The organism is Streptomyces sp. NPDC048197, assembly GCF_043202395.1.
GTDB classification, from domain to species: domain Bacteria; phylum Actinomycetota; class Actinomycetes; order Streptomycetales; family Streptomycetaceae; genus Streptomyces; species Streptomyces siderophoricus.
In genome coordinates this window covers 275678-299775 of sequence record NZ_JBIDAJ010000004.1, presented here as the reverse complement: position 1 = coordinate 299775, position 24098 = coordinate 275678, and the positions used below count along the sequence as shown (strand labels likewise).

At 71.9% G+C, this 24098-nt stretch carries 26 protein-coding genes; 9 read left to right on the top strand and 17 right to left on the bottom strand.

The annotated features are described in order from the left end of the window. The first annotated feature begins 128 nt into the window (after nucleotides 1–128). Genes ACGF4C_RS08460 through ACGF4C_RS08440 form a run of 5 tightly spaced genes read left to right on the top strand, consistent with a single transcriptional unit; the run spans nucleotide 129 to nucleotide 4128 of the window. Nucleotides 129–1007 carry an STAS domain-containing protein gene (locus tag ACGF4C_RS08460; protein WP_393564381.1) on the top strand — a complete coding sequence of 293 codons (879 nt, stop codon included), beginning with the start codon at nucleotides 129–131 and terminating at the stop codon, nucleotides 1005–1007. Next, nucleotides 1004–1414: an STAS domain-containing protein gene (locus ACGF4C_RS08455; RefSeq protein ID WP_030409935.1), complete on the top strand. Its 411-nt coding sequence runs from the start codon at nucleotides 1004–1006 to the stop codon at nucleotides 1412–1414. The genes ACGF4C_RS08460 and ACGF4C_RS08455 overlap by 4 nt, the downstream gene beginning before the upstream one ends. Then, complete coding sequence (locus tag ACGF4C_RS08450; protein WP_393564379.1) at nucleotides 1398–1874, top strand: ATP-binding protein; 477 nt, start codon at nucleotides 1398–1400, stop codon at nucleotides 1872–1874. The genes ACGF4C_RS08455 and ACGF4C_RS08450 overlap by 17 nt, the downstream gene beginning before the upstream one ends. Beyond that, the gene (locus tag ACGF4C_RS08445) at nucleotides 1871–2878 is read left to right on the top strand and encodes a SpoIIE family protein phosphatase (RefSeq protein ID WP_393564377.1); all 1008 of its coding nucleotides are present in this window, start codon (nucleotides 1871–1873) and stop codon (nucleotides 2876–2878) included. Before ACGF4C_RS08450 ends, ACGF4C_RS08445 begins: the two co-directional genes overlap by 4 nt. Next, a complete protein-coding gene (locus tag ACGF4C_RS08440) occupies nucleotides 2875–4128 on the top strand; it encodes a PP2C family protein-serine/threonine phosphatase (RefSeq protein ID WP_393564376.1) in 1254 nt (417 codons plus the stop codon). Before ACGF4C_RS08445 ends, ACGF4C_RS08440 begins: the two co-directional genes overlap by 4 nt. A 57-nt stretch (nucleotides 4129–4185) precedes the next feature. Here ACGF4C_RS08440 and ACGF4C_RS08435 read toward each other — a convergent pair whose 3' ends face one another. From ACGF4C_RS08435 to ACGF4C_RS08425, 3 genes are all read right to left on the bottom strand, one after another. Further along, nucleotides 4186–4635, bottom strand: a complete 450-nt coding sequence (locus tag ACGF4C_RS08435; RefSeq protein ID WP_393564374.1) for an ATP-binding protein — start codon at nucleotides 4633–4635, stop codon at nucleotides 4186–4188. Nucleotides 4636–4888: 253 nt separating this feature from the next. Beyond that, entirely contained in the window at nucleotides 4889–5476 is a 588-nt protein-coding gene (locus ACGF4C_RS08430) for a GNAT family N-acetyltransferase (RefSeq protein WP_393564372.1), read from the bottom strand. Nucleotides 5477–5555: 79 nt separating this feature from the next. Then, the gene (locus ACGF4C_RS08425; RefSeq protein WP_393564370.1) at nucleotides 5556–6848 is read right to left on the bottom strand and encodes a glycosyl hydrolase family 28-related protein; all 1293 of its coding nucleotides are present in this window, start codon (nucleotides 6846–6848) and stop codon (nucleotides 5556–5558) included. A gap of 42 nt (nucleotides 6849–6890) precedes the next feature. Here ACGF4C_RS08425 and ACGF4C_RS08420 point away from each other — a divergent pair, with 42 nt between their 5' ends. Continuing rightward, entirely contained in the window at nucleotides 6891–7619 is a 729-nt protein-coding gene (locus ACGF4C_RS08420) for a CDP-alcohol phosphatidyltransferase family protein (protein ID WP_393564368.1), read from the top strand. 79 nt (nucleotides 7620–7698) lie between these two features. On the opposite strand, the gene ACGF4C_RS08415 is transcribed toward ACGF4C_RS08420, so the two are convergent. The 5 genes from ACGF4C_RS08415 to ACGF4C_RS08395 all read right to left on the bottom strand — a co-directional run bounded on the left by ACGF4C_RS08415 (nucleotide 7699) and on the right by ACGF4C_RS08395 (nucleotide 14512). Then, nucleotides 7699–8127: an adenylyltransferase/cytidyltransferase family protein gene (locus ACGF4C_RS08415; RefSeq protein ID WP_030409943.1), complete on the bottom strand. Its 429-nt coding sequence runs from the start codon at nucleotides 8125–8127 to the stop codon at nucleotides 7699–7701. Between the two features lie 22 nt (nucleotides 8128–8149). After that, nucleotides 8150–9688 (bottom strand): fibronectin type III domain-containing protein, encoded by a 1539-nt coding sequence (locus ACGF4C_RS08410; protein WP_393564366.1) that lies wholly within the window; start codon nucleotides 9686–9688, stop codon nucleotides 8150–8152. Between the two features lie 92 nt (nucleotides 9689–9780). Further along, complete coding sequence (locus ACGF4C_RS08405) at nucleotides 9781–11352, bottom strand: oligosaccharide flippase family protein (RefSeq protein WP_393564364.1); 1572 nt, start codon at nucleotides 11350–11352, stop codon at nucleotides 9781–9783. Continuing rightward, nucleotides 11349–13025: a lipopolysaccharide biosynthesis protein gene (locus tag ACGF4C_RS08400; RefSeq protein WP_393564362.1), complete on the bottom strand. Its 1677-nt coding sequence runs from the start codon at nucleotides 13023–13025 to the stop codon at nucleotides 11349–11351. The genes ACGF4C_RS08405 and ACGF4C_RS08400 overlap by 4 nt, the downstream gene beginning before the upstream one ends. Then, on the bottom strand, nucleotides 13022–14512 hold the full coding sequence (locus ACGF4C_RS08395) for a hypothetical protein (RefSeq protein WP_393564360.1): 1491 nt from the start codon (nucleotides 14510–14512) through the stop codon (nucleotides 13022–13024). Before ACGF4C_RS08395 ends, ACGF4C_RS08400 begins: the two co-directional genes overlap by 4 nt. Nucleotides 14513–14664: 152 nt before the next feature. Between ACGF4C_RS08395 and ACGF4C_RS08390 the strand changes: the two genes are divergently transcribed. Continuing rightward, nucleotides 14665–15918: a glycosyltransferase gene (locus ACGF4C_RS08390; RefSeq protein ID WP_393564358.1), complete on the top strand. Its 1254-nt coding sequence runs from the start codon at nucleotides 14665–14667 to the stop codon at nucleotides 15916–15918. 53 nt (nucleotides 15919–15971) lie between these two features. Here ACGF4C_RS08390 and ACGF4C_RS08385 read toward each other — a convergent pair whose 3' ends face one another. The 3 genes from ACGF4C_RS08385 to gmd are packed head-to-tail and all read right to left on the bottom strand — an operon-like array spanning nucleotide 15972 to nucleotide 18636. Then, the gene (locus ACGF4C_RS08385; protein WP_393564356.1) at nucleotides 15972–17093 is read right to left on the bottom strand and encodes a glycosyltransferase; all 1122 of its coding nucleotides are present in this window, start codon (nucleotides 17091–17093) and stop codon (nucleotides 15972–15974) included. Then, on the bottom strand, nucleotides 17090–17626 hold the full coding sequence (locus ACGF4C_RS08380) for a DapH/DapD/GlmU-related protein (protein WP_393564354.1): 537 nt from the start codon (nucleotides 17624–17626) through the stop codon (nucleotides 17090–17092). Before ACGF4C_RS08380 ends, ACGF4C_RS08385 begins: the two co-directional genes overlap by 4 nt. Beyond that, nucleotides 17623–18636: a GDP-mannose 4,6-dehydratase gene (gene gmd, locus ACGF4C_RS08375; protein WP_393564352.1), complete on the bottom strand. Its 1014-nt coding sequence runs from the start codon at nucleotides 18634–18636 to the stop codon at nucleotides 17623–17625. The genes ACGF4C_RS08380 and gmd overlap by 4 nt, the downstream gene beginning before the upstream one ends. A 78-nt stretch (nucleotides 18637–18714) precedes the next feature. Between gmd and ACGF4C_RS08370 the strand changes: the two genes are divergently transcribed. Beyond that, nucleotides 18715–19659: a GDP-L-fucose synthase family protein gene (locus ACGF4C_RS08370; protein ID WP_393564350.1), complete on the top strand. Its 945-nt coding sequence runs from the start codon at nucleotides 18715–18717 to the stop codon at nucleotides 19657–19659. An 82-nt stretch (nucleotides 19660–19741) separates the two neighbouring features. Here the strand turns inward: ACGF4C_RS08370 and ACGF4C_RS08365 are convergent, their stop codons facing one another. From ACGF4C_RS08365 to ACGF4C_RS08355, 3 genes are all read right to left on the bottom strand, one after another. Continuing rightward, nucleotides 19742–21079 carry a sugar transferase gene (locus ACGF4C_RS08365; protein WP_393564523.1) on the bottom strand — a complete coding sequence of 446 codons (1338 nt, stop codon included), beginning with the start codon at nucleotides 21077–21079 and terminating at the stop codon, nucleotides 19742–19744. A gap of 428 nt (nucleotides 21080–21507) precedes the next feature. Next, nucleotides 21508–21786, bottom strand: coding sequence for a hypothetical protein (locus ACGF4C_RS08360; protein WP_030409954.1), 279 nt, complete (start codon nucleotides 21784–21786; stop codon nucleotides 21508–21510). Between the two features lie 177 nt (nucleotides 21787–21963). Then, entirely contained in the window at nucleotides 21964–22266 is a 303-nt protein-coding gene (locus ACGF4C_RS08355; protein ID WP_030796155.1) for a hypothetical protein, read from the bottom strand. Nucleotides 22267–22498: 232 nt separating this feature from the next. On the opposite strand from ACGF4C_RS08355, the gene ACGF4C_RS08350 reads away from it, so the two are divergent. Then, on the top strand, nucleotides 22499–22876 hold the full coding sequence (locus tag ACGF4C_RS08350) for an ATP-binding protein (protein WP_393564347.1): 378 nt from the start codon (nucleotides 22499–22501) through the stop codon (nucleotides 22874–22876). Nucleotides 22877–22944: 68 nt separating this feature from the next. Here ACGF4C_RS08350 and ACGF4C_RS08345 read toward each other — a convergent pair whose 3' ends face one another. The 3 genes from ACGF4C_RS08345 to ACGF4C_RS08335 all read right to left on the bottom strand — a co-directional run bounded on the left by ACGF4C_RS08345 (nucleotide 22945) and on the right by ACGF4C_RS08335 (nucleotide 24031). After that, entirely contained in the window at nucleotides 22945–23490 is a 546-nt protein-coding gene (locus ACGF4C_RS08345) for a bacterioferritin (RefSeq protein WP_393564345.1), read from the bottom strand. Nucleotides 23491–23594: 104 nt separating this feature from the next. Beyond that, nucleotides 23595–23861, bottom strand: a complete 267-nt coding sequence (locus tag ACGF4C_RS08340) for a DUF4190 domain-containing protein (protein WP_393564343.1) — start codon at nucleotides 23859–23861, stop codon at nucleotides 23595–23597. Then, nucleotides 23858–24031: a hypothetical protein gene (locus ACGF4C_RS08335; RefSeq protein WP_393564342.1), complete on the bottom strand. Its 174-nt coding sequence runs from the start codon at nucleotides 24029–24031 to the stop codon at nucleotides 23858–23860. The genes ACGF4C_RS08340 and ACGF4C_RS08335 overlap by 4 nt, the downstream gene beginning before the upstream one ends. Nucleotides 24032–24098 lie beyond the last annotated feature (67 nt).

Genomic DNA, 24098 nt, shown 5'->3' with positions numbered 1-24098 from the left:
GGGCATCCTCATACGTGACCGCCTCGGTAGCATTGCCGCGGCGAGGAAGATCGCGAGCGGCCGCGGCCGCTCGCGCGGACCGGACCGGGGCGGCACCGCCCCGGTAAGTCGTCAGAAAGGACTGGGGTTTGCGTACCACCGAGGCGGCAGCACGGGAGCGCATCGCGGCAGTGCTGCGCACGGAGGCCGACGACATCGCCGACCGCTGGGTGCAGTTGCAGCTGGCCCGGGCGGCCTCGGGGGACGGGGTCGGGGAGAGCGCACTGCGCGAGGAGGCCGACGCACTGCTCGGCGCCCTGCTCGCCGGACTGGAGGGCGACCTCCCGGTGGAGCGGGTCTTCACCGGCCACCAGGCGCTGCGGCAGGCGGTGTCCGACCTCTCGCTGCGCCGGGCCCGCAACGGCGTCAGCCCCACCGTCACCGCGCTGGCGGTGATGGCGCTGAAGGACGCGCTGCTGGAGGCCGTACAGCGGCACAGCGGGGACGGCGACGAACTCTTCGCCGCGTCCCTCCTGGCCAATCGTCTGCTGGACACCGCCGGCGCGCTGTCCTTCGAGACCTACGTCGACGGCCGGGAAGAGATCATCCGCAGGCAGAGCCGGCAACTGCTCGAAGTCTCCACGCCCGTGGTGCGGTTGTGGCGCCAGGTCCTCGCCGTCCCCCTGATCGGCACCCTGGACACCGCCCGCACCCAGGTCGTCATGGAGAACCTCCTGGAGGCCATCCAGGAGCACGAGGCGCTGGTCGCCATCATCGACATCACCGGTGTGCCCACGGTGGACACCGCTGTTGCCCAGCACCTGATGCAGACCGTCAACGCGGTACGGCTGATGGGCTCGGACTGCGTGATCAGCGGGATCCGGCCGCCGATCGCCCAGACCATCGCCCAGCTCGGCATCGACCTGTCCACCATCCTCACCCGCGCCACCCTCGCCGACGCGCTGGCCGCCGCGATCCAGCTCACCGACGCCGCGCCGGCCATGACCGCACCGGGAGCGGAGCGATGACCAGCCCGCCCGCCACCGGAGTGCCGATCCTGCGCCTCGGGGACGTCCTGGTCACCGGACTCCTCAACGAGCTCGACGACGAGGCCGCCGTGCTCTTCACCAGCGAGCTCACCGAGCGGATCGCCGCCGAAGGAGCCCGCGGGGTGCTGATCGACATCTCCCGGCTGGAGATCATCGACTCCTTCGTCGCCCGCATGCTGATGGAACTGACCACCACCGCACGCCTGTTGGGCGCCCGGGTGATCGTGGCCGGCATGCGCCCGCCGGTGGCCATCACGCTCGCCGAACTGGGACTGCAGCTGACCGGGGTGGAAACCGCCCTCAACGCGGAACAGGGCATGGCGGCCCTGGGCTGGCACCAGAGCCCGGCGCCGCCCGGAGAGGCTCGCCATGACCGGCGCCGGTGACGGGGGCACGACCGTGCTCGGGGACGCGGAGCGCCGCGTGGCCAACGGCGAGGCCGTCGCCGGACCGGCCACGTACGGCGTGCGCAGCGAACAGGACCTGCTGACGGTCCGGCATGCCGTGCGGGCCGCCACCCGCCGGGCCGGCTTCAGCATCGTCGACCAGACCAGGGTCGTCACCGCCGCCAGCGAACTCGCCCGCAACGCCTACGTCCACGGCGGCGGCGGAACCCTCACCATCGACTATCCGACCCGGCGGGACGCGGTCGGCCTGCGGCTGACCGTCACCGACGACGGCCCCGGCATCGACGACGTCCCCACCGCGCTCGCCGACGGCTACACCACCGGCTCCGGACTCGGACACGGCCTGGGCGGCGCCCGGCGGTTGATGGACGAATTCGACATCCGCACCGAGGTGGGCGGCGGGACGACGGTGACGGCCACGCGGTGGGCCGTACGGTGACCGCTCCGCCGCCCACGGCGTGCGTCCCCATCGACCACTACAGCGCCGTCCACGTCGCCGCGGAGACCGCCCGCGCACTGGCCCGGGACTGTGCGCTGCCCGCACCGCTGCCCGACCAGGCCGCCGTCCTCGCCTCCGAACTCGGCAGCAACCTCGCCAAACACGCGGTCAACGGCGCTCTGTACGTGCAGCGGACCCCGCTCGGCGACGGCATCGAGATCCTCGCCGCCGACCGCGGACCGGGCATGCCCGAGGTGGGGCGGTGTCTGGCCGACGGCTACACCACCACCGACACCCTCGGCGCGGGCCTGGGCGCGGTCGGCCGGATCGCCACCACCTTCACGATCCGCAGCGCGCCCGCCGACGGGACGTTCGCCTGCGCCCGGCTCACCCCGCCCGCCCATCCGGCCGACGACCTGCACGGACTCGGGGCGATCTGCCTCCCGGCCGCCGGTGAACGGCTCAGCGGTGACGCCTGCGCCGTCGCCGACGGGCCGGACACCCGCACCGCCCTGGTCGTCGACGGACTGGGCCACGGCCCGCAGGCCGCCGAGGCCGCACAGCTCGCGGTGCGCACCTTCCGGCGCGAGCCGCACGGCCCGCTGCCCGACATCCTGCACGCCGTCCACCGCGCCCTGCGGCACACCCGCGGCGCCGCCGTCGCACTGCTGCGGTTGCACCCGGACCGCGCCGAGTACTGCGGGGTCGGCAACGTCCGCGCCCTGGTGGTCACCCCTGACCGCGTCCACCACCAGCTCACCGGGCAGCCCGGCGTGGCCGGTCTGAACCTGCCCCGCGCCCATCCCCGCGAGCTGCCCATGGAGGACGGGGCCACCGCCGTGCTCCACACCGACGGCCTGGACCACCGCTGGACCCGCACCCCGCCGCCGTTCCTGCTGCGCCTGCCGCCGCCCCTGCTCGTCACCGCCCTGGCCCACGGACACCGCCGTACCAGGGACGACGCCACCGTCCTTGCCGCCAACCGCTACCAGAGACCCTTGTGACCCCACGCGTACTCCACACCCTCCCGGCGCTCCAGCAGGCCGTCCGCGGGCTGGCCGAATCCAGTGCGCTGCCCGTCGAGACCCGGGCCCGTCTGGTGCTCGCCGTGAGCGAATCGGCCGGTGCCGCGCTCGACGCCGGCCAAGCGGTGACCCTGGAGGTCACCCGGGAGACCGGCCGGGGCCGGGCCGCCGCGCCCGCCCTCGTCCTCACCCTCCGCACCCCGGGCGCCGCCCGCCCGCCGCGCGCCGGGCACTCCCCGCTGCCGGCCCGCACCGGATCCGACGGGTCACTGACCTGGCGCGTCCCGCTCACCGGCCCCGTCGGCGGCCCGGAACCGCACCGCCCGCACGGCGCCGCCGACACCGCGACGACCGAGACCGCCGCGCTGGAGGAGGAACTGCGGGCGGCGCTGGGCCGCGTGGACGCCCTCGTGGCCGAAAAGCGCCGGCTGACCGAGGAACTGGAGGAGACCAACACCGGGGTGCTGGCCCTCTACGTCCAGCTCGAAGAGCGCGACGAGCGGCTCCGCAACGCCCACGGCCAGATACTGCGCGAGCTCGAGGACGCCCTGCGGCCGCCGCCGCTGACCCTCGACGGCCTGGAACTCGCCGTCCACTACGCACCGGCCGGCACCGACGCCCCCACCGGCGGAGACCTCTACGACTGGTTCCTGCTGCCGGACGGCTCGGTGCACATCACCATCGTCGACGCCCTCGGCCACGGCGTACGCAGCACCCGCAGCGCGCTCAACGTCACCCATGCGGTCCGCACCCTGGCCCTCGAAGGCCACCCGCTGGAGTCGATCGTGGCGCGCACGCACGAGATCCTCACCCCCTTCGACCCCGAGCTGATGGCCACGGTCCTGCTCGTCCGGCTCCACCCCGCCACCGGCGACCTGCAGTTGGCCAACGGCAGCCACCCGCCGGCGCTGGTGGTCCGCCGCGACGGGACCGCGGAATTCCTGGAGGTCCGCGGCCGCGGCGTGGGCTTCCCGCTGCCCGGCAGCGAACGGCTGCTGCGCACCCGGCTGCACGAGGAGGACCTGCTCGTGCTCTACACCGACGGCCTCACCGAAAGCCGCCGGGACCCGCTGGAGGGCGAACAGCGGCTGATCCAGAGCGTGTTACGGCACCGGCACCGCCCGATAAGGGAGATCCCCGGTGCCCTGGCGGAGGACATGCACGCGGTCATCCTGCACTCAGACGACACCCTGGCAATGACCCTCCGCCGGGCCCCACAGCCGGGGTAGGCAGCCGGGGCGGGCAGCCGGAGGGCGGGAGCACCTCCGGTGCTCACGGGTGGGCGCTCACCGCGCCCGCCGGCGGCACGGGATCAGCGCGTGCACCGTCTTGCCCTGGTCGGTCAGGCACACCGACGTGGCGATCGCGAGCCGCTGGACCATCGGCCAGCCGAACCCCCCGGTGTCGCCGTCGACATCGGGCACCCGTCCCACGGGCGGATCGCTGGATGCGTCGGTCACGCCCACCGCGAGCGCATCGCCGCAGACGGCCAGCCGCAGCGAGAACGAGGAACCGGCCGCATGCCGTACGGAGTTGGTGACGAGCTCGCAGACCACGAGCACCACCGCGTCGGCGGCGCCGGCGTCCACCGGGGGCCGCAGGCCCGCCAGGAACTTCCGGGTGACCTCGCGCGCGGTGGCGGCCGCCCTGGGCCGCCTGGCCATCGTCGTCACCTGCGCCGACGGGGAGGGGGCCGACGGCGTCGTGCCGTGGTGCCGGGCCGTGGTGCTGCTCAACAGGATCACCTCGTTCGTGTCGTCCTTGAGACGGGCCACCGGGCCGCCACATCGTCCTCCGCGCACGCTTCCGGTCCGCCGGCCGGTGACCGCCCAGCAATCCCGTGTGTCATACACGGAGAGTCACTCCTCTCGTGCTTCCGTCCCAGCGCAGGTCAAGAGCATGCCTCTGACCTGGTGTTCCGTCAGCCTCTTCGATTGCAGATCCTTCCTACCCTGGTCACACTGCGTTAATCCGCCCGAGGGTAAGGGATCACCAGAGCCTGTCGATCGTCCCCGGATACAGCGCGAGACGGGCATGCCGGAACGCGGCGCGGTGCCGCCGGGCCCCGGCGGAGAAGAAGTCGGCCATGGTGACCTTGTCGAAGGGCGGCCGGTCGCTCGGGAGGGGACACTGCGGCGTGCCGCCGATGAGGTGGGTGCCGGGCAGCAGCCGCCAGCCCGCGCTCCGGTAGAAGGGTTCGAGGGGGCGGTCACAGGTGAACACCCCCAGATCCAGGCCCGCATCGGCCATGGCCGTACGGGCGGCGGCCACCAGTCGCCGGCCGTATCCCCTGCCGCGTACGGCGGGCCGGGTCACGACGGTGCTCAGCCCGCCCGCCCGGTAGCGCCGGCCGGCGTGTACCAGCGGCTTGGACAGCACGTCCAGCGCCGCCACCACTGTGCCGTCGTCGATGAGCAGCATCGAGTGGGGATGCAGCGCCGGATCGTGGCTGAGGGCGGCGTCGGCGTCGGGGCGGGGGGAGGGCTCGGCCGGGGGCCATGCCTGGTGCTGGAGGTCCAGGACCTGCGCGCGCAGGGTGGCCGGGGTGTCCGCTTCCGGGAAGCACAGGATCTGCATGCGGTGATCGTGCCTGGCCCCACTCCGCGCCGAAAGCGCGTTTTCGCCCACGGGGCTGCTCAGTCCCCGGACAGTCGGCTCAGGTCCCCAGACAGTCGACGAACGACACCCGCCCGCCCGCGCCCTCGATGAAGTCCCGCGCGGGGTGGTTGCGCAGCAGGCACATGTCGTAGCGGGCCTTGGGGCCGCCGTCGCCGTCCTCCTCGTAGAAGTGCTTCCCGGACAGCTGGCACGAGTCGTAGCGCACCAACGGGCCCCGGGGGCCGATGCGGTAGCGGTGCGGGCGGCTGGCCCCGGCGAACGGCTTGAAGGCGTGCGCGGTGTCGTCGCAGTCGTTGAAGTGCACCGTGCCGCTGTCCCAGGCGCAGTCGATCACGACGGTGTCCGGGCCGCGCACCTCGAAGCGGATGTCCTCGGCGTGGAAGCGCTGGACGGAGTCGTGGTGCGGGCCGCGCGGGAAGCGGAAGAAGGTGCTGGTCCGCCCGTAGTCGGGGGAGTCGCCGGGGCGGCGGCCGGTGATGATGTACGAACCGCCGCGGCAGGTGACCGAGCCCCCGTAGGGGAACTCCAGGAAATTCCCCCAGGAGTACTCGACCTTCATGTCGGTGAACCAGTAGTTGAGGAACTGGTCCTGCTGCGACTGGTCCGGCGACTTCTGCGACAGCCCGGAGTAGAGGAACGCCTTGCGGTAGGAGCCGCCCACCCGGCACGCGTCCCAGCGCATCTCCGAGTTGGTGTTGCTGCCGTCGAGGGCCAGCCCGTAGGTCCACTCACCGGTCCACTCGCACTCGGAGAAGCGGTAGTCCTGGGCCTGGCCGGTCGAGAACGAGTAGAAGAACGACGCGCCGGGTGTGCCGGAGCGGAAGGCGATCTGCTCGAACATCACATTCGCCCAGCCGTCCTCGTTGCGGCACAGGTAGGCGTCCTCGGCACGGGACGGCGCGAAGATCAGCTGCGTCATCCGCTTCCCGGCCCCGCGGAACCGCAGTCCGTTGGCCTTGAGCTTGCCGGCCGGCGCGTCGAGCAGCGCATGCGGCGACCGGATGAGGTACGTCCCGGCCGGAATGTCGATCACGGTCCGGCCGATGTGGTCCCAGACCCGGCCGGCCGCGTAGGCGTAGGCCCGGGCGAACGCACGGCTGTCGTCGGTGCGGCCGTCCCCCTTGGCGCCGCAGTCCGCCACCACGTCGATGACGTCCTTGCCCTTGGGCTTGCGGCCGGTGACCAGCGGCCCCGTGGGGCCCTCGTCGGACGGCTGCCGGTCGGGCGCGGAGTCGCAGCCGGCCAGGGCGGCCGCGAGCGCGGCGGCCGTACCCGCCAGCACCGTCCGGCGGCCGACGCCACCGTTTGACGGAGAGGTCCTGCCTGCCATGATGTGCTCCTCCGGGGGGTCCATTTCAACGAGTGGGGGGACATGAGTCAGTTCGGATATGCGCTCAGGGAACTGTCGGCGGCCCAGAAATCCGCGAAGGGGGTGTCCCTGTATTCGCGCTATGTGAACCGGCCGGCCGGGCGGATACTCGCCGCGGCGGGCTATCAGCTGAAACTCACGCCCAATCAGGTCACGCTCATCAGCGCGGCCGTGACCTTCGCCGGGGTGGTGCTGATCGCGACGCTGAAGCCCTCGCCCGCCGCGGCGCTCGGAATCGTCGCGGCACTGGGCCTGGGATTCGCACTGGATTCGGCCGACGGCCAGCTCGCCCGGTTGACCGGGGCCGGCAGCGCCGCGGGGGAGTGGCTGGACCATGTCGTCGACTGCGCGAAGATGCTCGCCGTCCACATGGCCGTACTCCTCGCCTTCTACCGTCACTTCGGATTCTCCGACCCGGTGTTCCTGTTGCTGCCGGTGGCCTTCCAATTCGCCGCGGTGATGGTCTTCTTCGGCGGAATTCTCACCGACCAGCTCAAGCGCGCCGAGCGGCTGCGCAACGGCGCGGGCCGGCCCGCCGCGGCACCGGTGTCCACCCTGCGTGCGGTGGCCCTGCTCCCCGTCGACTACGGCGTGTTCTGCGCGGCGTTCCTGCTCTTCGGCAGCCGTGACCTGTTCGTCGCGGCCTACTGCGCGCTGCTCGCCGCCCATCTCCTCTTCATGGTGGCGTTCCTCGTCAAGTGGTACCGGGAACTGTCCGTCCCCGTGCGCTGACGAACGGAAACGCGGCAGCGGGGCATTCCCCGGAAGAACTCCGGGGAATGCCTCCGCACACCTCTGCCAGCCTCCCGTACTACGCCGAATTCGCCAGCCCGTCGAGCGCCTTGCGCAGCAGTGTGCTCGACGTGTGCACGGTGTAGGGGAAATAGATCACCTCGACGCCGACCGCCGCGAAATCCCGTTCGAGCTTGTCGCCCTTGCTCGTTCCCCGCCAGTCGTCGCCCTTGAAGAGGACGTCGAACCGGACCTGTTGCCAGGTCACCAATTTGTCCGGCACGGTTTCCACGAACGCCGCGTCCACGAACCGGACGCTGCGCACGATCTCCAGCCGCTCGGTGAGCGGAATGACCGGTGCCGTGCCCTTGGCCTGCTCGGCCATTTCGTCCGAGACGACCCCGGCCACGAGATAGTCGCACTGGCTCTTGGCATGCCGGAGAATGTTCAGATGCCCTATGTGGAACAAGTCGTAGACCCCGGGTGCGTACCCCACGCGGTGCGTCATGTGCTCCCCAGTCGGCGAACGGTCAGTTCTTGGCGGTGACGTTGACCGGGCCGTTGCGGCCCGAGACGTTGGTGCCGTCGGTGACCTCCAGCGAGTAGCGGTGCGCCGAGCCGGGCTCCACGGTGTCCGTGAAGCTCATGTCCGGCCGGTTCCAGTAGCGCGAGTCCTTGGTGAGCGAGGTCAGATACCCCCCGTCCCGGTAGAGCTTGTACGTCAGCGCGCCGTTGTCCCGGTCCCACGAGGCCTTCCAGGTCAGCGTGATCTTCCCGCGCGACGGGCTCGACCCGCTCATCAGCGGCACCTGCGGCGCACCGGTGTCCGGAGCCGCCGCGAACCGCGTCAGGCCCTGCTGCGGTGCGTCGTTGACGGTGGTGAACTCGCCGCCCGCCCACAGGATCCCGTCCGCCATGGTCAGCGCACGCGGGCCGATCTGCTCGCCGATCCCGTCGTTGGTGTCCGGGAACCACGGCAGGATCGTCTTGTCCGCGATCGACTGGGCGAGGAAGTGCTGCCGGTTGCCGATGTCGGGGAAGCCGCCCGGGGTGTCGGAGCAGTTGTGCGCGTGCGACCCGCTGTAGAGGACGCCCTTGTACGGCAGCACGGCCTGGGTGGCGCCCAGACAGGTGTCCTTCCAGATCTGCCCGCCGTCCGACAGCCGGCCGGCGATCCGCCCGTCGAAGACGCCGCCGCCGGTGCCCTCGGCGCCCAGATAGAAGTTGGTGCCGTCGTTGACGAGCGCCTTGACCGCCGACCTGCTGGGGATCCAGCCGGTGAAGGTGTTGACGACCTTGCCGGTGGTCGCGTCGAGCCCGGCCAGCGCGTGCACGCTCAGCAGACTGCCGTTCACCGAGGTGAACCGGCCGCCGATGATGACCTTGTTGAGATTCGGGGCGACCGTGATCGCGTTCACCCCGGGCGTCGGGTCGTTCGGGATCGACGAGCCCCGGATCGTCGCCTTGAACGGCAGCAGCGCACCCGTCGGACGCAGTGCGGCGACCCGCTCGCGGGTCTGCCCCTGGACGGTGGCGAACTGGCCGCCGATGTACACCGCGTCGTCGGTGACGTCGAGGGCGCGCACGGTCGAGCTGACCGTGGGCTTCCAGTCGTCGCCGATGGTGCAGTCCGCGGTGTTGAGCGAGGCGGTGTTGGAGCGCCCGACCGGGCCGGCCTTGCCGAACGAGCCGCCGATGTAGATCAGCGAACCGTCGGGCGAGGCCTTCATCGCCCGGATGGTGTTCTCGCCGCCGCTGAACGCCGGGGCGCAGGCGAGCGGTTGGCCGGTTTTGGCGTCGAAGGCCGCGAAGTTCCTACGGGCGAGCTCACCGCTGCCGGGGGCCGCACCGGGCGGCCGGATGTGATCGAACCGGCCCCCCACGTAGACGATGCCCTTGGCGTACGCCAGGGACCACACGATGCCGTCGGTCTGCCAGGTGCTCAGCGGATCGGCGGTCAGTGTGGCCTCGCCGTTGGCCTGGGCGGGACCGACGGCGAGCGCCGTCGAGGCGGTGCTGAGCACCGCGGCCGCGAGGAAAAGATGGATGGGTCTGCTTCGTTGGCGCACAGGTCCCCCCTGGAAGCATGGCGCGAGCAATAAATGTTGTCGGGACAGGAAGCGCGAACGAGTTGATTTCCGTGTGGAATTGCGACCAGCGTTCACCGTGAGTTTTCCGAACTGCGCTTGCGCAGCGCACCGAAGAACTCCCCTACCCCCAGCGGCAAACGATAGCGCCAGACGAGGGCGCCGAACGCCCCGATGGAAAAAACCATTGCGAAAAGCGCAGCGGCCACGCTGTCCCCCCATAGCGCCCGCATACCGAACGCCCCGCACGACACCGCTCCGAGCCCGGTCAGCGCGGCCAGCAGATAGCCCCGGTCCACGGTGCGGAACCCCAGCCGCCGGCGGACCAGCAGCGCCGAGACCCCGTTGTCCACGACGATCGCCAGCCCCCAGGACACCGCGGCGCCCAGCACCCCGTACCGCGGCACCAGCCACACCCCGCTGCCCACCTGGACCACGAACGCGGACCCCGCCACGGCAAGGTTCGCCACGCTCCGCCCGGCCATCAGCAGCGCGGTCTGGGCGTTGCCCACCCCGACGTTGACCGCCGCGGCCACCGCCAGCACCACCAGACCCGGCGCGCCGTCGGCGAAGCCGGTGCCGAACACCGACAGCACGGTGCGCGGGAAGGCCGCGAGCAGCACGAACACCGGCCAGGAGAACAAGGCGATCCACCGCGTCGAGTGCCGGTGCAGCCGCTGTGCCGCGTCCGCGTCACCGCCCGCCAGCAGCCGGCTGATCTGTGGCGCCACCGCCAGCCGGACCGCCAGCTGCAGCAGCGTCCCGGCGGTGATCAGCCGCCCGATCGCCGTGTAGACGCCGGCCTCCGCGCTCGTGCCCAGCACCGACAGCAGGATCACGCCGATCCACACCGCGGCGATGTCGAACAGCGACGACACCGCGCGCGGCCCGGCGAACGCCCAGAACTCCCGGGCCCGCGGCGGCGGCCGGCCCGTTCCGGGATGCGCCCGCCGGGACCGCCGCAGCGAGATCCCGGCCGCCACCGCGCCCAGCACCCCGGGCAGCAGCCAGGCCGCCCAGACCCCGGAGGTGCTCGGCGCCCACAGCACCAGCGGGACCGCGAGGAGCACCCGCAGCACCGGCTTGCCGATCTGCTCCACGCCCACGAACGGCACCACCGACCCGTACCCCCGGGTGGCACCGAGCAGCACCAGCGTCACCGTCGTCACCGGCAGGAACACCGCACACAGCCGGAGCACGGCACCGGCCTGCCCCGGATCCAGTTCGGGCAGCAGCCGGCCGGCGAGCCCGGGGGAGCACAGCAGCACCGCCGCCCCGGCCCCGCTCGCCACCAGCGCCGGCAGCACCGCGGTCCGCAGCAGCCCCGGCACCCCGGACCCACCGGTCAGCTCCAGGTCCTGGGAGACGAAACGGACCAGCGCGGTGTCGGCCCCGAGCTTCAGGGCGTTGCTCAGGATGGTGAAGGCCGCGACCGCGGTGAAGACCGCACCGGCCCCGCGGGCCCCGAGCCCCTGGGTGACGACGGCCACCAGCAGGAACCCGAACACCGCGTTCGCCGCGGAACCGGCCAGCGCGAACAGACTCCCGCGGGCCGTCGTCCGCACACCGGCCGCACCAACCTCCTTGCGCCGGCCGCCCGTTGCCGTCGTCGCGCGGCCCGGGCCCGCCGGGCGGACGCCGGTCACCCGCGCAGCGGCCGGGCATCGGCGGACGCGCCGTCCGTCGCCACCGGGCCGGTGCGCGGAGCCGGCGGACCGGGCCGTACGGACGGTGCCACCACGGTCGTCCGGGGCTGGTGCCGGCCGCGCTTGCGGCGGGTCGGCCCGCCGTCCGTCAGCCGGCGCAGCGACGGGCCACGGCGCCCCTTGTCCAGCACGGCACCCAGAATGTGCCCGCCCGCGCCGGTGATCAGTTCCCACACCCGGTCCAGATCGTCCCGGCGCACCTCGTTGAGGTCGCAGACCACCACCACACCGGCGCCCTGCTTGGCGACGGCCAGCCCGTCCGCGTGCGAGAGCAGCGGCCCGGTGACCACCACGACCCGCTCGTCCGGGCCCGACGGCGCGTTGAGCAACCGCGCGAACTGCGGCGAGGACAACACCCGGGCCGGATTGGGGACCTCACGCCCGGGCAGCAGTTCGAACCGGCCGTCCACCCCGGCCTCCACGGCGAGCCGTTCGCCCTCCGCCCAGCTGCCCGGGACCGGCCGGCCGTGACCGGGCCGCAGCGGGAGCCGCTGGGCGAGTTGCGGCATCCGCAGATCCGCCTCCACCAGCAGGATGTCGTTGCCGATCTCGGCGAACGCGCCGGCCAGATTGACCGCGACCGGCACCGCCTCCGCGTTCTCCCGCGGGGAGACGATCAGCAGGCTGTCCGTACCGGAGAACCGCAGGTCGTGCATGAGCCGGAAGGCGATGGTGCGATAGGCCTCCGCCCGGTTGCCGTGCCCGGACCGGCCCACCTCCAGCACCTGCTCGCCGCCCCGCCGCCGCGGCAGGATGCCCAGCACCGGAGCCCGCAGATTGTCCTGCACGTCCGCCACCGACCGGACCCGCGGTTCCAGCACCGACCGGACCCATGCCGCCAGGATCCCCAGCACCAGCCCCGCCACCGCACCGGCGAGCAACAGCACGGCCAGGCCGGGGCTGGACGGGAAGGCCGGCGGATCGCCCTTGCGCACGATGTCGCCCGGCGTGGTGTCGAGGGACTTCAGACTGGAGATCCGGCCCTGCAGGTCGGTGATCTGCGACACCAGGTCCCTGCGCTCGGACTCGTCGGCGGCCCGCCCCGCACCGCCGCCCGCATCCGCGATCCGGCGGTCCAGCACCTTCCGCTGCGCCATGAGCGGCTTCAGCTCGTCCCCGAGCTTGCTGACCGTGGTCTCGATCCGCTGCGCCGCGGCCTCTTGACGGTAGGTCAGGTAGGCGTGGACGAACGCGTTGACCAGCGCCGATGCCCGGTCCGCGGAATCCGCGCTGTACTCGAACAGCAGGGTCTGGGTCTCGGGCGGATTGCTCACCCGCAGATCGCGCTGCAGAACGGCCGGATCCGTGCGTTCCCCCAGGGCCTTGGCCGCACCGGCCGCCACCGACGCGCTCTGCGCGATCTGCCGCTCGGTGCCCATGCTGATCTGCTTGTCCGCCGAGACCCCGCCGGCCTCGAACGGCGCGGTGCTGATCGCATGCACCACCACCTCGCCCGTGGCCGTATAGGTCGGGCCGCCCAACACGAACACCGCACCGCCACCGAGCAGGCCCAGGACCAGGCCGAGCAGGATGAACGCCCGGTACCGGAAGAGCCGGCGCAACTGGTCGCGGATCTGGTCCGGTTCCTCCGCGGGCTCGTCGAAGACGCTCACGTACGTGTTCCTCCTGTGCATAGCGACGGTGCGGTGCGGTCCGCCGGGGCCACCGGCTCCGGCGCGGCCGCGGGCGGGGACGGACGCCCCGGCTTGCGGGTGATCAGCAGCGGGATGCACACCAGCAGCGCGAGCGGCCCGACGATCGCCATGAGGCTGCCGCGCAGCAACACCAGCTGGTAGAAGCCGAACGCCGGGACCAGCAGCGCCGCGAGGGTGCCGCGGTGCCGCCGCAGCCGGTGCCGCAGCTCGTCGATCCGCCGCCCCACCGCGCCGATCAGACCGAAAACCGCGACGACCGACGGAAATCCGGCCCACATGTACGACTCGATCCACAGCGGTGCGGAGAGGTTCTCGAAGGAGTACCCCGCGTGCCGGGCGAGCAGGATGCCCGCGTCGTCCGGCTTGCCGGGCCACGCGGCGCGCGGCACGAAGAACAGCGGCGGCCCGAGCGCGGCCGTCGGCGTGAAGCCATGGGTGCGGACGTAGTCCACCCCCGTCTCGATCTGCTGGAACGCGTCGTAGTCCCCGTTGGACGTGAACTGCTCGGCGAGCGAGACGATGCGGACCGGCTCCCGCTTGTCGTAACGGAAGTAGTCGCTGTACGGGAACACCACCAGCACCACGGCCGCCACCGCCGCCGCTCCGACCCGGAACGCCCGCGGCCCGCGCAGCCAGGACGCGCCGAAGACCAGCGCCAGCAGCACCGTCCCGGCCCAGAACCGCGGCTGGCTGACGGGGTTGTTGACGATCACGTTGACCGCGGCCAGCAGCGGCAGCAACAGCCAGCGCAGACCGCGCAGAATCCGGTCGCCGGCCGGGAACCGCGGCACGTGGACCAGTGCCACCAGCGCCCAGAACGCCGGCACCGACAGCAGCCAGGCCGACATCGCCCGGTCCGCCGACCCCGCCGGCTCGGCGAGCGCCGCCGCCTCGTTGGCCGCCTGCCGGCTGAGGAAGAACGCCGCCAGCCCGCCCTGCTGCGGGATCAGCACGACCGCCAGCAACAGCGCCGCCCCGCACAGCAGGAGCACCCGCCCCGGCGCCAGGCGCCGCGCGAGCAGCGGTTCGAGCACCGCGGACCCACGGCCGGCCCGCCAGGCGGCCACCGCCGACCCGGCGCTGTACGCCAGAAGTCCCGTCTCCACCAGCGCGGTTGAGACGAACGCGGTGTGCGCATCGACCATGAACCCGCGCGGATACGCGTCCGTGGCGAGCATCGCCAGCGGCGCCAGCCCCAGCCACACGTACGCGAACAGCCAGAAGCCGAACGCGATCAGCCGGGCCCGGACGTCCGTCAGCACCCGTGCCAGTGCCGCACCGGTGTGCACCACCACCACGAGTTGGACGGCGAGCGCGGCACCGAAGCGGGCGTCCAGCGACCGCAGCACCAGCAGCGGCAGCAACACCACCAGCAGCAACGCCCAGCAGCCCAGCGCGGCCACCGCACGCCCGGGCCCGCCGGCCGTCCGACGCCCCGCCTTCACCGGCCCACCTCCCCCAACTCCCCTTCAGCGGCCCACAATCTAAGCGACATCGCATGACAAGAGTGGCTTCGGGACACAATCGCAACCCAATTCACAGTCCGGGACGCCTTGACCGCTTCTACGATGACCGGCACACCCAGAGGGGGGCATTCGTGGAAGACTCGTTCGACGGACGGCGCGTACTGGTCGTCTCGACCAACTACGCACCCGAGCACACCGGCATAGGGCCGTACTCGACGCAGGTGGCCGAGCACCTCGCCGCGTCCGGGGCCGACACCCACGTCCTCGCGGGCCTGCCGCACTACCCGTCCTGGCGGGTGGCGGAGGGCTACCGCGGCCGCTGGCGGATGCGGGAGCACCGCGGCGGGGTGACCGTGCACCGCCGGCGGCACACCGTACCGGCCCGGCAGACCGCCGCCCGCCGGGCGCTTTTCGAGGCGAGCATCCTGGCGCACGGCCTGCTGGCGCCGCCGCCGGTCCGGCCCGACGTGGTGCTCACCCAGATGCCCACCCTGGCCGGGGGAGTACTGGGCGGCCGGCTGGCGCGGCGGGCCGGGGTGCCGCATGTCGTGGTCGTCCAGGACCTGATGGGCGCGGCCGCCGAGCAGAGCGGCATCCAGGGCGGGGGCCGGGCCGCGGCACTGGCCGGAGCCGTCGAGGCCCGGGTCCTGCGCGGCGCCGCCGTCGTCGGGGTGGTGCACGAGTCCTTCGCCGCCCGGGTCACGGCGATGGGCGTGCCCCGCGAACGGATCCACGTGGTGCCCAACTGGACGCACGTGACGGGCCCGCGCGGCGACCGCGAGCGGACCCGGGCCCGGCTGGGCTGGGCGGCCGACGAGACCGTGCTGCTGCACGCCGGCAACATGGGCCTGAAACAAGGGCTGGAGGTGCTGGTCGAGGCGGCCCGGCTCGCCGACCGCGAAGCCGCCCCGGTACGGATCGTGCTCATGGGGGACGGCAACCAGCGCGCCGACCTGGAACGGCTGGGCGCCGGCAGCCGCGCGTTGTCCTTCCTGCCGCCGGCCGACGCCGAGGAGTTCCCCGAGGTGCTCGCGGCCGCCGATGTGCTCGCCGTGACCCAGAAGGCGTCCGTGCTCGACATGAGCCTGCCGTCCAAGCTGACCTCGTACTTCGTGGCCGGCCGGCCGGTGATCGCCTCGGTGGCGGCCGAGGGCGGCACCGCCCAGGAGGTCCTCCGCTCGGGCGCCGGGACGGTCATCGCTCCGGAGGACCCCAAGGCGCTGCTGGCCGAGGTCCGAGCGCTCGCCGAGGACCCCGTACGGGCCGCCGGGCTGGGCGCCCGCGGCCCCCGCTACGCCGAGGAACAGCTCAGCAGCCGGGCCGGACTGGCGCGGATCACCGCCCTGCTGCGGCTGGCCATGGCCGGCCGGGCCGGCGGCCGTTAGGCCCCGGGCCGTGAGGTACCGGCGGCGGGGCCGGAGCCCCGCCGCCACCCGGCTCATCCGCCTCCCGCGAGGGACCGGTAGTGCTCCTCCAGCCGGTCGGCCACCGCGGCGAGCGAGAACTCCTCGTCCAGCGCGGCCCGGCCGGCCCGCACCACCCGAAGCCGCAATTCCTCGTCCTCCAGCAACCTCAGCACCGCATCGGCCAGTTGCTCCGGCGAACCGTCGGTCACCAAGGCCGCCCCGCGGCGCCGCAGCGCACCGGCGATCCCGCAGCGGTCCGTGCAGACCACCGGCGTGCTGACGGCCAGGGCCTCCAGCACGCTCATCGGGAAGGGCTCCTCGACGCTCGGCAGCACATACACCGCGGCCCGCGCGGTCCGCTCCACCGCGGCCCCGTGGTCCAGCGCGCCGCCGTACGTCACCACCTCGCCGAGCCCCTCGTCGGCGATCAGCCGCCGGACGGCACCGAGCCGTCCCTCGTCCGCGCCGTACACCGGAAACGTCACCTCGGGGCGCTTGCGGTGCACCAGCGCCGCCATCCGCACGAACGCCTCGGGCCGTTTACGGGCCTGCAGCCGGGCCAGGAACAGCACCTCGGCCGGCACCCGCACCACCGCCTCGCTCGCCCCCGGCCGCACCCCGTTGTGCAGCCGGACCAGCCGCGGTCCGCGCGGTCCCAGCACCCGCCGCAGCCCGGCCTCCTCCTCGTCCGTGAGCACCAGCGCCGCGGCCGCCCGGCGCAGCAGCGGCACATAGACCCGGTCGAAGAGCCGGGCGACGGCCGACGACCGCGGCTGGACCATGCCGTGCGTCTGCACCACGAACGGCCGGCGGCGCAGTACGGCGACGAGGAGCGCGGCCAGCGACACCAGATCGCGGCCGGCGTGCAGATGCAGGGCGCCGGCCCGGCCGGCGGCCCGCCACAGCAGCGGCAGCAGCCCCGGGTGGAACAGGCCGAGGAACCCCTGTCCCGGGACGAGTGTGCGCGCGGGGCGGGCCCGCAGCGGCACCCCGTCCACGGTGCGCGGCGGGCCGCCCCGGCCGCGCCACAGCGCGATCAGCTCGACCTCGTGCCCGCGCGCGGCCAGTTCGGCCAGCTGCCCGGTGGCCACGCTCACCGGCCCGCCGTACGCGCCGTCGTCGCTGACCAGGGTCACCACATGGCTGATCCTCACCGGGCACCCCCGGTCGTGTGCACGGCCCCTGCGGGCACGTCCCGGTGGGCGACCGCGCCCGCACCGACCACCGCGCCCGCACCGACGGTGACCCCGCGCAGCACCATGGCGCGGGCGGCCACCCACGCGCCGGGCTCCAGCCGGATCGGCCCGTTGTCGAACTCGAAGGTGGGGGACCGGCGTTGATGGCTTCCGGTGCACAGCACGGCGCCCTGGGACACACAGACGTCATGGCCGATCGTGATCGGCTCCAGCGTGATCAGCCAGGCGTCCTCGCCCACCCAGACGTCGTCGCCGATGGTGAGCTTCCACGGCCACTGCACCCGCACCCGGTGCCGGATCAGCACCCGGTCACCGACCCGCGCGCCGAACGCCCGCAGCACCGCGGGGCGCAGCCGCGGCGGGAACCACCACTTCACGAAGAACAGGTTGAGCACGGCGAACCAGAGGGCCTGGGTCAGCAGCCCGCGCCCCTTGTCGTAGCCGGCGCCGGTGAAGCCGCTCAGCCGGCGGGCGGTGGCGGACGTGGTCATCGGTCCACCCGCACCCGGTGGCCGGAGAGTTCGTCCTCCAGCTGCCGTATGTCGGACTCGACCATGATCCGCGCCAGCTCGTCGTACTGCACCTTCGGCGACCAGTCCAGCAGCCGCTTCGCCTTGGACGGGTCGCCGATCAGCGCGTCCACCTCACTGGGCCGCTCGTACTTCGGGTCGAACCGGACGCTGCGCTCCCAGTCCAGCCCCACGCAGTCGAACGCGGCGTGCAGGAAGTCCCGTACCGTCGCGGCCACCCCGGTCGCCACCACGTAGTCGTCGGGCTCCTCCCGCTGGAGCATCAGCCACATCGCCTCCACGTACTCGGGTGCGTAACCCCAGTCGCGGACGGCGTCGAGGTTGCCGAGATACAGGTGCTGCTGCAGACCCGCCTGGATACGGGCCACCGCGCGGGTGATCTTCCGGGTGACGAAGGTCTCGCCGCGCCGCGGGCTCTCGTGGTTGAAGAGGATCCCGTTGACCCCGAACAACCCGTACGCCTCGCGGTAGTTGACGGTGGACCAGTAGGCCATGACCTTGGCGCAGCCGTACGGGCTGCGCGGATGGAAGGGCGTCGTCTCGTTCTGCGGCGGCGGGGTGGCGCCGAACATCTCCGAGGACGACGCCTGGTACAGCCGGGTCTGCACGCCGCTGGCACGGATGGCTTCCAGCAGCCGCAGCGCACCCAGCCCGGTGACATCGCCGGTGTACAGCGGGGCGTCGAAGGAGACCCGGACATGGGACTGCGCGCCGAGGTTGTAGACCTCGTCCGGCTGCAGGTCGCGCAGCAGGTTCACCAGCGCCACCCCGTCGGACAGGTCGACGTGGTGCAGCAGCAGCCGGCGCCCCGGGGTGTGCGGGTCCTGGTAGATGTGGTCTATGCGCTCGGTGTTGAAGCTCGACGAGCGTCTCATCAGCCCGTGCACTTCATAGCCCTTGCTCAACAGCAATTCCGCCAGATACGAACCGTCCTGGCCGGTGATGCCGGTGATCACAGCGGTTTTGGTCATGGCTTCCCCCCACGAGAAACGTTGTTATTTCCTGAAATGGCCGGTGGATGTAACGGTTCCACTGCCACAATCCGGGCCATGGATGACTTGCTGCCCCCGCCCGCCCGGGTCTTCGTCGCCGGCCACCGGGGCCTGGTCGGCTCCGCCGTGGCCCGGCGGCTGTCCGCGCAGGGTTACGACGTACTGACCCGCCCCCGCACCGCACTCGACCTGCGCGATGCCGCCGCCACCGCGGACTGGCTGCGCGCCGTCCGGCCCGACGCCGTCGTCCTGGCGGCCGCCAAGGTCGGCGGAATCATGGCCAACAGCACCCAGCCGGTGCAGTTCCTGGAGGACAATCTGAGCATCCAGCTCAGCGTCATCGCCGGCGCCCACCAGGCAGGCGTGCGCCGGCTGCTGTTCCTCGGGTCGAGCTGCATCTACCCCAAGCACGCCCCCCAGCCCATCACCGAGGACGCCCTGCTCAGCGGGCCGCTGGAGCCCACCAACGAGGCCTATGCGATAGCCAAGATCGCCGGCCTGGTCCAGATCCGCTCCTACCGCCGGCAGTACGGCGCCTCCTTCATCTCCGCCATGCCGACCAACCTCTACGGCCCCGGCGACAACTTCGACCTGGAGACCTCGCACGTCCTGCCCGCACTGATCCGCCGCTTCCACGAGGCGAAGGAGCAGGACCGGCCCGAGGTCACCCTCTGGGGCACCGGCACCCCGCGGCGCGAATTCCTGCACGTCGACGACCTGGCCGCGGCCTGCGAGCTGCTGCTGCGCCGCCACGACGGCGAGGACCCGGTCAACGTCGGCTGCGGTGAGGACCTCACCATCGCCGAACTCGCCTCCTGCGTCGCCTCCGTCGTGGGCTATGCGGGACGGATCGCCTTCGACCCGTCCCACCCCGACGGCACCCCGCGCAAGCTCCTCGACATCAGCACGATGCGCGCCCTGGGCTGGTCGCCGACCGTCCCGCTCGCGGACGGCATCGCCGCGACCTACGCAGCCTGGCGGTCGCAGCCGGCCCCGGCGTGAGGGGGCCGGGCCCCGGGTGTGCGCACGGTGGCCGCTCCCACGAGCGCCCGCACCGGCCGCACACCCGGGACGGCCGACCCGCTCAGTACGCACCGCGGCCGTCCAGCACCGCGCGGACCGTGCGCGCCAGCACGCCGATGTCCCGGCCGTAGGACCAGTTGTCCACGTAACTCAGGTCCAGCCGCACGGTCTCGTCCCAGGAGAGGTCGGACCGCCCGCTGACCTGCCACAGACCGGTCAGCCCCGGCTTGACCGACAGCCGGCGCAGCTCCGTCCCGTCGTACCGCTCGACCTCCTCGGGCAGCGGCGGCCGCGGCCCGACCAAGGACATATGGCCCGCAAGGACGTTGAAGAGCTGGGGCAGTTCGTCCAGCGAGAGCCGGCGCAGCACCCGGCCCACCCGGGTCACCCGGGGATCCCGCCGGATCTTGAACATCGCCCCGTCGTGCTCGTTCGCCGACTCCAGCGCGGCCCGCATCCGGTCGGCGGTGGCGACCATGGTGCGGAACTTCCACATCCGGAAGGGCCGCAGATCGCGGCCCACCCGTATCTGCCAGTAGAAGACCGGACCGGCGGAGGTGAGCCGGATCGCCGCCGCCACCATGGCGAACAGCGGGGCGAGCAGCACCAGCAACAGCAGCGCCCCCACCCGGTCCGTGGTCTGCTTCAGCAGCACCGGCAGCCCCCGTCGTGCCGCCGGGTCTATGTGCATCACCGTCAGTCCCGCGGCCTTCGCCAGCCGGACCCGGTGCCGGGACACGTCGATCAGCCCCGGAAGTATGGCCAGATCCCGTCCCTCGTCGTGCAGGGCCCAGGCCAGCCGGCGCACCCGTGCGGCGGACATCCGGCGGCCGGGCGCCACGAAGACGAGGTCGGCGTCGAGTTCGGCCGCACACCGCAGCACGGTCTCGCCGTCCTGCGCACCGTCCGGCCCGTCCCCGTCGAAGGTCAGCCGGGCCGGCACCGGCAGCGCCGAGTCCGTGTCCTCCTCGCCGACCAGGCAGCCGCCGACGACCACGTACTCGTGATCGGTACGGTGCGCCATCTCTTCCAACACCAGGTCGACGGCGCCCGGTTCACCGACGAGCAGCACCCGGCGCAGCGCCTGTGCGCGGCGGCGTACGCGCTGCAGATAGCGGTGTACGAGCTTGCGCCGCAGCACGGCCAGCGCCAGCCCCGGCACCAGCGCGAGCACACAGATCTCGGTGGAGACGTCGATCCGCGCCACGACGCAGGTGACGGCCAGCACGCCCAATACGGTCAGCCAGTCCCGCAGGATCGGCAGCACCGCACCGCTGCCGCCCAGCTCATCTTTGGAGTAACGATTCTTTGCCGCTCCCACGGCCAGCCAGGCGGCGCCGGCGAGCACCGCGACGAGCAGCGGCTGCGGTTGCCGGGTCGCGGCGCAGACGGCCCCCATCGGCACCAGCGCACCGAGGAGATCGGCGGCCAACGCCACCTGTAAGAGCCGCTGTTCGGTGGATCGGTGCCTGCTTTCCTCGCGCTGTTGCGAGGTGCGTTCCAGCTTGGCTGTCCCGGCGGATGACGCGATCACCCGTGATCCGGCAGCTTCGAACAACCCCATGGCCCCCCACTTGGTCGTCCCCTCACGTCCGGTGCGGTCGGACCCCCCGGTACTCGACCGCCTCCGTGTCGGAGGTGAACGCTAGAGCACGGTGCGTCCGACTGCTGAGGTTTACCTATTTTGAGTGTTCTTGTGCCTCGTTGTTTACAAGCGCGTGCAGGCATGCTCCACTTCGGGGCCTTCCAGAAGCAAGAGACGCAGAAGCCCCGGGGGTGTGATCCAGCCCCGGGGCTCACGTGCCTATCGCGTCAGGCGCTCAGTGCTCAGTGCCGGTGGCACACCAGGTGCGTCCGGTGCCAGGTCCGGGTCCAGTAGCCGGGGTGGCGGTGCCCGCGCCGGTCCTGCCAGGCCGGGTGCCAGACCCGGATCCAGCGACCGTGGACCACGCGGCAGTGGCCCCGGTCGACGTGCCGGGACGCCGTGTGGTCGTCGTGCTGCGGCGCCGTGGCCGAGGCGGTACCCACCGAGAAGAGGGCCATGCCCCCGGTGAGGGCAACGGTGGCGGCGCCCAGTGCGAAGGCGCGCTTGAATCCGTCAATCATTGAGGATCATGCCTTTCTGCATTGCCATGCTGCGAGATGCCCCGGCTCTGGCCGGGCAGCAAGGAGAATGCACCCGCGGGACGGCGCGTGCCCGGTCAACACCGAGGCCTTTACCGAATGCAGACATAAGGCAAATGAGGCGGATAATCCGACTTATGTGACGAGGGGTGTGATGCGTTACTGAAGCCCCGTCTGTGACTTGCTGAAGAGCACGCCCTCGGAATAGAAGAACACCGCGTTGCTGCTGCCGTCGGCGCCGTAACACGTCCATGTGACGGGGTAGTTGTCGGCGGGCTCGGTCTTGTTCTCCTGCTGGCAGGTACTCGCGTAACGGAGCAGGGTCCGCACGCTGCTGCCCGCCTTGATCTCGTTGAATTCGGCGAGGGTCAGCGGGTCACTGGCGATGGCGATGCCTTCGTAGGCGCCGGCGGCCACGAGCAGGCCGAGGGTGCAGAGGCCGGCTATCGCGCTCTTCTTCACGGGTGGGATCGTCCTTGTGCGGCGGTGGCGAGGGGAGGTGTGCGCAAGGAGCGTAGCCGTCCGGCCCGATTCCCGGCACCGGGGCGGCGAGCTGCATCACAACCGGTGTCCTCCGGGGCCCGGGCGCCGTAACGTGGGCGGATCCATCGAGAATGCTGGCGATAATCCGCACAACGCGGGTAGACGCAGGGGTGTCACGAAGATCGGCCCGGTTCGGAAAAGGGGGGAAACGGTGACCCAGGCAGCGTCCCACATACCGGCCACGGCCGCGCAGGCACGCGATCGCGTCAACGACCTCTTGAAGGCCCACCCTGGCGCCGTGGAGGCGATGAAGCTCACGGATGCCTTGCTGATCACGTCCGAGCTGGTCACCAACGCCCAGCGCCACACGGACGGCTTGATCGCCTTCACGGCACGCATCAGGGGTAACCGCCTCACGCTCCTCGTCGAGGACGCCAGCCCGCACCACCCCGTGACGGCCTCCCGCCACGGGCCGGGGGACATCGGCGGCTACGGCTGGCCCATGGTGCGCCAACTCGCCACCTCCGTCACCATCGTTCCCGCGGCCCGCGGCGGCAAGGTCATCACTGTCACGCTTGACCTGAGCTGAATCGATATGCCCTGACGTGATCTGATCCGGGGCGACTTGGCCTGATATGGAACGGGCCTGGGCCTCTGTCAGGCTCGTCCGGACTGCGGAATACGTTCCAGCAGCCCGCGCAGATCGTCCGCGTGCTCCTCCTCCTGCGCCAGCAGGTCCTCGAACACCCGCCGGGTGGTCGGATCACCGTCGCCCAGCCACTGCGCGATCTCGGTGTACGCGGCGATGGCGACCCGTTCGGCCACCAGGTCCTCCTTGATCATCTCCACCAGGTCGGCGCTCGCGTCATAGCCCGCGTGCGCCCGCTGCGTCAGCGTGTCCGGGTGAAAATCGGGCTCCCCGCCGAGCTGCACGATGCGCCGGGCAATCTTGTCGGCGTGCTGCTGTTCCTCCGCGGCATGTTCCAGGAACTCCGCCGCGACCGGCTCCGAATAGAGGCCGGAAGCCGTGTAGTAATGCCTCTTGTACCGCAGTGTGCACACGATTTCGGTGGCCAGTGCCTCGTTCAGCACCTGCAGCACGCGCTCCAGATCGGCGCCGTAGGCATCGGTCACCGGACCCTTTTCGATTTCCTGGCGGGCGCGGGCGCGGATGGTTTCGATGTCGGTAAGGAAATCGGCCATGACTTTTCTCCCTTTCCATTGATCGACTTTCGTTGATCGTATTCCGCTGGTCTCCCACTTCGGGTGAGGGGACGCGTCCGGCTCCGCCTGTGCCGTTGTCCGGTCTAGACGTGCCAGCTCACCGTCCCGGTGGCCATCGACACGACGACCAGCAGCACCAGGTCGGCCAGGCCGAAGGCCAGTCCCAGCCAGGCCCGCAGCCGGCGGATCGTCCCGCGGCGGAGCGCCAGGAAGCCGAAGACCAGCGCGCACGGACCGAAGAAGACGTTGAAGATCAGCGTCCCTACCAGCCCGCAGACGAAGGAGGTCACGGCCATCCGGTCGGCCTGCGGATGCGGGCCGGTCTTCAACGGAAGCCAGGTGGACGTCATCGGTGCGCCCCCTTCGACGAGGTCGTCGCCTTACGGCGTTCGCGGACGAAGAACACCGTCAGCCACGCCGCGATCGCGATCCCGGCGACGACCGTGACGGCCGGGGGAACATGGCCTGCGGTCCCCAGCAGCACGCCGAAGAGGAAAACTGCTACGACCAGAAAGAGCATGGTGTGCCTGTGCCTTTCCCTAGGGGGCCGGCGGACGCACAGCGCGTTTGCCGGCACGGACGGGCAC